At 59.6% G+C, this 7,559-nt stretch carries 5 protein-coding genes and 2 rRNA genes; 5 read left to right on the top strand and 2 right to left on the bottom strand.

The annotated features are described in order from the left end of the window. Positions 1 to 749 (top strand): 23S ribosomal RNA (locus GCM43_RS07770); the annotation flags it as partial. Between the two features lie 139 nt (positions 750 to 888). Then, positions 889 to 1,001, top strand: a 5S ribosomal RNA gene (gene rrf, locus GCM43_RS07765). 262 nt (positions 1,002 to 1,263) lie between these two features. Here rrf and GCM43_RS07760 read toward each other — a convergent pair. Beyond that, the gene (locus GCM43_RS07760) at positions 1,264 to 1,839 is read right to left on the bottom strand and encodes an acyloxyacyl hydrolase (RefSeq protein WP_226929376.1); all 576 of its coding nucleotides are present in this window, start codon (positions 1,837 to 1,839) and stop codon (positions 1,264 to 1,266) included. 112 nt (positions 1,840 to 1,951) lie between these two features. On the opposite strand from GCM43_RS07760, the gene GCM43_RS07755 reads away from it, so the two are divergent. Continuing rightward, on the top strand, positions 1,952 to 2,833 hold the full coding sequence (locus tag GCM43_RS07755; protein ID WP_264372640.1) for an NAD(P)-dependent oxidoreductase: 882 nt from the start codon (positions 1,952 to 1,954) through the stop codon (positions 2,831 to 2,833). Here GCM43_RS07755 and GCM43_RS07750 read toward each other — a convergent pair. After that, entirely contained in the window at positions 2,830 to 4,023 is a 1,194-nt protein-coding gene (locus GCM43_RS07750; protein ID WP_152242929.1) for a M20 aminoacylase family protein, read from the bottom strand. The two genes, GCM43_RS07755 and GCM43_RS07750, sit on opposite strands and share 4 nt — an antisense overlap. Before the next feature lie 188 nt (positions 4,024 to 4,211). Here GCM43_RS07750 and GCM43_RS07745 point away from each other — a divergent pair, with 188 nt between their 5' ends. Next, on the top strand, positions 4,212 to 6,287 hold the full coding sequence (locus tag GCM43_RS07745; protein ID WP_152242928.1) for a molybdopterin-containing oxidoreductase family protein: 2,076 nt from the start codon (positions 4,212 to 4,214) through the stop codon (positions 6,285 to 6,287). A gap of 1 nt (position 6,288) precedes the next feature. Further along, entirely contained in the window at positions 6,289 to 7,335 is a 1,047-nt protein-coding gene (locus tag GCM43_RS07740) for an aminopeptidase (protein ID WP_152242927.1), read from the top strand. Positions 7,336 to 7,559 lie beyond the last annotated feature (224 nt).

Raw genomic sequence — 7,559 nt, 5'->3', positions numbered from 1 at the left:
TGGAGCCATCCTTGAAATACCACCCTGGTTCATTTGAGGTTCTAACCTTGGCCCGTTATCCGGGTCGGGGACAGTGCATGGTAGGCAGTTTGACTGGGGCGGTCTCCTCCTAAAGTGTAACGGAGGAGTTCGAAGGTACGCTAGATACGGTCGGACATCGTGTTGATAGTGCAATGGCATAAGCGTGCTTAACTGCGAGACTGACAAGTCGAGCAGGTACGAAAGTAGGACATAGTGATCCGGTGGTTCTGTATGGAAGGGCCATCGCTCAACGGATAAAAGGTACTCTGGGGATAACAGGCTGATTCCTCCCAAGAGTTCATATCGACGGGGGAGTTTGGCACCTCGATGTCGGCTCATCACATCCTGGGGCTGTAGCCGGTCCCAAGGGTATGGCTGTTCGCCATTTAAAGTGGTACGTGAGCTGGGTTTAAAACGTCGTGAGACAGTTTGGTCCCTATCTGCCGTGGGCGTTGGAAATTTGAAGGGGGCTGCTCCTAGTACGAGAGGACCGGAGTGGACGAACCTCTGGTGTACCGGTTGTCACGCCAGTGGCATTGCCGGGTAGCTAAGTTCGGAAGAGATAACCGCTGAAAGCATCTAAGCGGGAAACTTGCCTTGAGATGAGATTTCCCAGAGCCTTGAGCTCTTTGAAGGGTCGTTCGAGACCAGGACGTTGATAGGCTGGGTGTGGAAGTGCAGTAATGCATTAAGCTAACCAGTACTAATTGCCCGTACGGCTTGTCCCTATAACCTTAGCAGGTACAGAGGATAAGACGGTACAACGTTGCGTGTGTGTTGATACAACTATTCATTACCCCGATCTTTGCTTCTTCCAGATTCATGGCCTTGTTGCTCAACCGAGAACAAGCGTCAGTACAAGTTATGCCTGATGACCATAGCAAGTTGGTCCCACCCCTTCCCATCCCGAACAGGACCGTGAAACAACTTTGCGCCGATGATAGTGCTGCAACCAGTGTGAAAGTAGGTTATTGTCAGGCTTGTTATTCGTAGTAGAGAAAAACCCGATCAGAAATGGTCGGGTTTTTTTTCGTCCGTGGGTCGGATTAGGCCCTTCGGGCCGTAATCCGACAACATTGTTGGCTCAAACCCGACAATATTGTTGGCGCCTGCGGTGTTGTCGGATTACGGCCCCCTTGGGGCCTAATCCGACCTACGCGGCCAATCCGACCGGCGAACGGGAAAACACCGCGAAAAAAAACCCGCGGCCAGCGCAGGTTCTTTCAATTTCACAGAATCAGCTTAGAAGTGGTACGCCACTTTCACCACGCCGTAGTTCACGCCGCTGTTCGGTTTTTTGTAGCCGCCGTTCGAGAAGTGCTGGATCTTGGCGCTGACTTCCCATTTGTTGTCGAATACATAGCCGATGCCGGCATGGTCACCGAACTGGAAGTGGGTCGACAGGCGGTCGTCGTCGTTGTTGTACAGCTTGGACAGCATGTGCACGCCGATACCGGCTTCGGCGTAGAAGCCCAGCTTGTTGGTGTTTTCAAAGCGGAACACTGGCGTGAAGCCCAGATCCCACAGTTTCTGATGCTGGCCAGGTACGTTACGGTAGGCTTTGCCATCCCAACCGCCGATGCTGGCGTCCCAGTAGCCGCTCAATTGCGTGCCGTTCGATACAAACCAGGCTTTATCCCAGTTCGAGGTCACGCCGGCGCGCACCATCTGGATCTTTACGCCTTTGGCGTATTCGCCGTAGACCGAGTCGATCAGTTTGTCATCGGCAGCGAAAGTCGAGCCGGCAGCCATCAGGGCGGCCATGGCCGCGATGGAGGAGAGGAGTGTCTTCTTGAAGAACATAGGGGCTTTCATCATAAAATGGGCCGTAAAGGCTTATTGTTTTGTTTGCACAGGCAGCTATTCTGTTTTGCAGGCACTTGCGTGACCACTCGAATCATCAGGAGTTCAATTGACATTCTCTACAAAAATCGCATTTCTCGGTACTGGCCTGATGGGGGAGCCAATGGTCCGGCGCCTGTTGCAGGCGGGTTATTCTGTCACAGTTTGGAATCGCACGCTGAGCAAGGCCCAAGTCCTGTGCGTGGCGGGTGCCAGCGTGGCGTCCACGCTGGTCGAAGCGGTCGACGGCGCCGACGTGATCATCTCGATGCTGGAAGCCGGCCCGGTCGTGCAGCAGGTAATGCAACAGGCGATGCCCGGGATGGCAGACGGGGCGCTGTGGATCGACATGAGTTCGACCAAACAGGCGGAAGCACAGCAGTTCCACGCCACCTTGCAGGCCGCTGGCCTGCGCTTTATCGATGCGCCCGTCTCGGGCGGCGTTGGCGGTGCTCAGGCCGGCAGCCTTGCCATTATGGCTGGTGGCAACCCCGATGATTATGCGCAGGTGGAAACGCTGTTGACCGCGATGGGTCGGCCAACGCTGGTGGGACCGGCCGGCAGCGGCCAGGTGGCCAAGCTGTGCAATCAGTTGATTGTTGGCGCCACGCTCAATATCGTGGCCGAAGCGCTGCTGTTGGCGCAGGCGGCGGGCGCCGATGCCACGGCCGTACGCGCGGCCATCCGCGGTGGTTTTGCGGAAAGCCGTATCCTGGAAGTGCATGGCCAACGCATGCTCGAGCGCAATTTCGTGGCCGGCGGCCAGGTCAAGAGCCAGATCAAGGATCTGCATAATGTGCTCGCTGCCGCCGAGGCAGCCAAACTGGCGCTGCCGGTGACCGAACTGGTCACGCAGCGCTACGAGACCCTGGCTGATACGCACCCCACCGCAGACCATGCCGCCGCGCTGCTGGCCCTGGAAGCGCTGAATCCGGGCCAGCGCCTGGGCCGCGAACCGGACCGGTTTTAAGCCTGCGGCAGGCTTGCTTCGGCCAGTTGCACCCAGAAACTGGCGCCGATCGGCAGCAGCTCGTCATTGAAGTCGTAGCTGCCGTTGTGCAATACGCATGGCCCCAGGCCGTGGCCGCCATCGCGATGGTCGCCATCGCCGTTGCCGATAAAGATATAGCAGCCGGCTTTTTCCTGCAGGAAGAAAGCAAAGTCTTCCGCGCCCATGGTGGGCTCGACATTGGCATTGACCTTGTCGGCGCCCACCACGGTTTTCATCACTTCCACCGCAAACGCTGTTTCTTTGGCGTGGTTGACCAGCGGTGGATAATTGCGCTTGAACTTGAATTCAACTTCGGCGCCAAAGGCGGCGGCCGTATGGACGGCGATCTCGCGCATGCGCTCTTCGATCAGGTCCAGCACCGGGGTAGTAAAGGTGCGCACGGTGCCGACCAGATTGGCGTCATCGGGAATCACATTGGTGGCGCTGCCGGCGTGGATTTGCGTGATCGACAGCACGGCGGTATCGAGTGGGCTCTTGTTGCGCGTGATAATGGTCTGCCAGCTTTGCGCGATCTGCACCGCTACCATCACCGGGTCGATGCCTTTGTGCGGCTGCGCCGCGTGAGCACCCTTGCCTTTGACCGTCACGTAAAACTCATTGCTCGACGCCATCATCGGCCCTTCCACGACCGACAGCGTGCCGGTGGCCGCGCCTGGCCAGTTGTGCATGCCGTAAATGGCATCCATCGGAAAGCGGGTAAACAGGCCGTCTTCGATCATTTCACGCGCACCGGCGCCGCCTTCTTCGGCCGGCTGGAAGATCAGGTAGACGGTGCCGTCGAAATTGCGGTGCTTGGCCAGATGGTAGGCGGCGCCCAGCAGCATGGCCGTATGACCGTCGTGACCGCAGGCGTGCATCTTGCCCGGATGGCGCGAAGCATGTTCAAACGTATTGATTTCCTGCATCGGCAACGCATCCATGTCGGCGCGGATACCGATCGCGCGCTCGGACGTGCCGTTCTTGATGATGCCGACCACGCCGGTGCGGCCCAGGCCGCGCACCACCGGAATGCCCCATTCGGTCAGTTTGGCGGCCACCACATCGGAGGTGCGCTGTTCTTCGTAGCACAGCTCGGGGTGGGCATGCAGATCGCGGCGGATACGTCGCAGCTCGGATTGAAACGCCATGATGGGATCAACTAGTTTCATCGTACTCTCCTGTGGATGCAGGCGCGCATCAATGTGGAGCACGCCAGAACGTGTTGTGTTTGATCGGAAACAGACACGGGTAGGGGGCATTGTAGCCCGTGTTCCGCCAGTAAATCCAGCGCAGCCCCACTGGTGTGCGCCGTATGGTTTACAGTATCGCTTTCCCTCACGTTAGCCTGGATTACCCGATGACCACTACCCAAGTGCGCGCCACCTGCCCGCTCGACTGCCCTGACACCTGCGCGCTGCTGGTCACTGTCGAGGATGGCGTCGCCACTGCCGTGAAGGGCGATCCCGACCATCCGACCACCGCCGGCGTGCTGTGCACCAAGGTATCGCGCTATACCGAGCGCACTTATCATGCGGACCGTTTGCTCACTCCGCTGCGTCGCGTGGGCAGGAAGGGCGAAGGCAAGTTCGAGCGCATCAGTTGGGACGAGGCGCTCGATACGATTGCTGCGCGCCTGAAACCAATTGCCGCGCGCAACCCGCAGGCCATTTTGCCGTACAGCTACTGCGGCACCATGGGGCTGGTACAGGGCGAATCGATGTCGTCGCGTTTTTTCCACCAGCTGGGCGCCTCGTTGCTGGACCGCACCATCTGCGCCTCGGCCGGCGCCACCGGCTACCGCTATACGGTGGGCGCCACCATCGGCACCGATATGGAGCAGTTCCAGAATGCCAAGCTGATCATTATCTGGGGCGGCAACCCGATTGCGTCCAACCTGCATTTCTGGATGCGTGCGCAGGAGGCCAAGCGCCATGGTGCAACCCTGGTGGCCATCGACCCGTACCGCTCGCTGACGGCGGAAAAATGCCACCAGCATATCGCCTTGTTGCCAGGTACTGATGCGGCCCTGGCGTTGGGCCTGATGCATGTGCTGATAGCCGAAGACTGGCTCGACCATGACTATATCGCCAACCATACGCTGGGTTTTGATGCCTTGAAAGAACGCGTGGCCGAATGGACGCCCGAGCGCACGGCCGACACCTGCGGTATTGCTGCAGTGCAGATCGTCGAGCTGGCGCGGCTGTACGGCCAGACCTGCCGCAATGGCGAAGGCGCGGCGATCCGTGCCAACTATGGCGTGCAGCGCGTGCGCGGCGGCGGCATGGCGGTGCGCAATATTGCCTGCCTGCCCGCATTGACGGGCGCCTGGCGCCATGCGGCCGGCGGCATGCAGCTGTCGAGCTCGGGCTCCTTCCCGGTTAACCGCAAGGCGCTGCAGCGTCCCGATTTGCTGCAGGGCACGCCACGTACCATCAATATGAGCACCATCGGCGACGATCTGCTGAAAACGGCGTCGGCCGAATTCGGCCCGCAGGTCGAGGCGGTGATTGTCTACAATTCCAACCCGCTGGCGGTGGCGCCCGAGTCGGCCAGGGTTGAGCAGGGCTTTGCGCGTGAAGACCTGTTTACCGTGGTGCTCGAGCAATTCCAGACCGATACGGCCGATTACGCCGATATCGTGCTGCCAGCCACCACCCAGCTTGAGCATGTCGACGCGCACTCCACCTACGGCCACCTGTACATGATGGCCAATAATGCAGCGATCGCGCCGCTGGGTGAGGCTAAGGCCAATACGGAAATTTTCCGCCTGCTGGCGCAGCGCATGGGCTTTGACGACCCGTGCTTCCAGGAAAGCGATGAAGCGCTGGCGGCGCAGGCGTTCGATGCCACCGATGCGCGCGCCGTGCATTTCGACTGGGAATCGCTGAAACGCAAAGGCTGGCAGAAACTCGCCATGCCCGAGGCGCCGTTTGCCAACGGCGGCTTTGCCACGCCGTCGGGCAAGTGCGAATTCTATTCGGCATCGATGGCGCAAGCCGGGCTCGATCCGCTGCCGTCCTATATTGCGCCGTATGAGTCTCCCGCGAGCAATCCTGAACTGGCGGCGCGCTATCCGCTGGCCATGATTTCTCCGCCGGCGCGCAACTTCCTCAATTCCACGTTTGTGAACGTGAAAAGCCTGCGTGCTGCCGAAGGCGAACCGCACCTCGATATCCACCCCGATGACTGCGCCACGCGCGGCATTGCAGCCGGCGACATGGTGCGCATTTTCAATGACCGTGGCAGTTTCGTGGCCAGGGCGCGCGTGACCGACAAGGCGCGCCGTGGCCTGGTGGTGGGCCTGTCGGTCTGGTGGAAAAAGCTGGCCAGCGACGGCAAGAATGCCAACGAAGTGACCAGCCAGCGGCTGACCGATATGGGCCGTGCGCCCACTTTCTATGACACCCTGGTCGAAGTGGAAAAGGTCGCCTGACATGCGCTGGCCGGCTCGCCTGCTGCCGGGCGCATTGTGCCTGCTGCTGGGCGGCTGCTCCCAGCTGCAGTATTACACGCAGGCGGCGCAAGGCCAGTACGGCGTCTGGTCGGCGGCGCGCCCCGTTGACGACTGGCTCACTGATCCGGCCACCGAGCCGCGTCTGAAGAGCCGGCTGGCCACGGCGCAGCAGATCCGCCGCTTTGCCGTCAGCGAACTGGCGTTGCCCGACAATGGCAGCTACAAGAACTATGCAGCCTTGCAACGCCCGTTTGTGCTGTGGAACGTGGTGGCCACGCCGGAACTGTCGTTGCAGCCGCTGCAATGGTGCTTTCCGGTTGCCGGCTGCGTCAGCTATCGCGGCTATTACAGCAAGGAAGCGGCGCTGGCGTATGCAGCTACGCTGCGCAGCGAACATTACGATGTGCAGGTCGGCGGCGTGCCGGCCTACTCCACGCTGGGCTGGTTTGACGATCCGTTGCTGTCGACCTTTATCAACTACAACGACGCCGAACTGGCGCGCATGATTTTCCATGAACTGGCGCACCAGGTCGTGTATGTGCCGGGCGACTCGGCCTTCAACGAATCGTTTGCCATGGCCGTGGAAGAGGCCGGCGTACAGCGCTGGCTGGCCGGCCACAGCAGCGAGGCGCTGCGTACTGCCTATGATGCGTATGCAATGCGGCGCCAGGATTTCCTGGCCTTGCTGCTGCGCTACAAGAAGCGTCTTGAGGAGGTTTATGCGAGCCCGATGCCGGATGCGGAGAAGCGTGCGCGCAAGGCGCGCCTGTTTGCTGCCTTGAAACAGGACTACCAGCTATTGCGCCAGCAATGGGGAGGTTATGGTGGTTATGACCGCTGGTTCGAGCAGCCCTTGAGCAATGCGCACCTGGCTTCGGTGGCGACCTACAATGATTTTTTGCCGGCCTTTAAAAATTTGCTGGAAGAAAAAAAGAACTTTCGTGCTTTTTATGCTGCAGTGCACACATTGGCTCGCCTGGACAAGCCGGAACGCGTACGCCGCCTGCAGCAATTGGTCAGCCCGTGACCTTTAAAGATTGTCAGCTTCACCAAGTCCGGTGGAGACGTAACGGTGTATTTTTCATGCTGCAATGCAGCGTAAAAAGCCCTTAGAATTCGTGCTCGAATCGTGCTGAAAGCGCTTGCATGGAAGGGCAGCGCCCGATAGCATCGCGTTAGCAGCACCGAGCAATTGCTCTCAAGAATGCTCATATTGACTGCAGGACGACAGAATCCGCAGCACAGAAACGT

Source organism: Janthinobacterium aquaticum, from assembly GCF_009208565.1.
In the GTDB taxonomy this organism is placed as follows: Bacteria; Pseudomonadota; Gammaproteobacteria; order Burkholderiales; family Burkholderiaceae_D; genus Janthinobacterium.
Note: the sequence above shows the minus strand (reverse complement) of the source record. Positions and strands in the feature narration are given on the sequence as shown.

What these genes read in the sequence shown, in the direction of transcription:
- GCM43_RS07750 (WP_152242929.1), bottom strand. Translation starts at nt 4,023, where the DNA reads ATGAAACTAGTTGATCCCATCATGGCGTTTCAATCCGAGCTGCGACGT.
- GCM43_RS07740 (WP_152242927.1), top strand. Translation starts at nt 6,289, where the DNA reads ATGCGCTGGCCGGCTCGCCTGCTGCCGGGCGCATTGTGCCTGCTGCTG.
- GCM43_RS07760 (WP_226929376.1), bottom strand. Translation starts at nt 1,839, where the DNA reads ATGATGAAAGCCCCTATGTTCTTCAAGAAGACACTCCTCTCCTCCATC.
- GCM43_RS07745 (WP_152242928.1), top strand. Translation starts at nt 4,212, where the DNA reads ATGACCACTACCCAAGTGCGCGCCACCTGCCCGCTCGACTGCCCTGAC.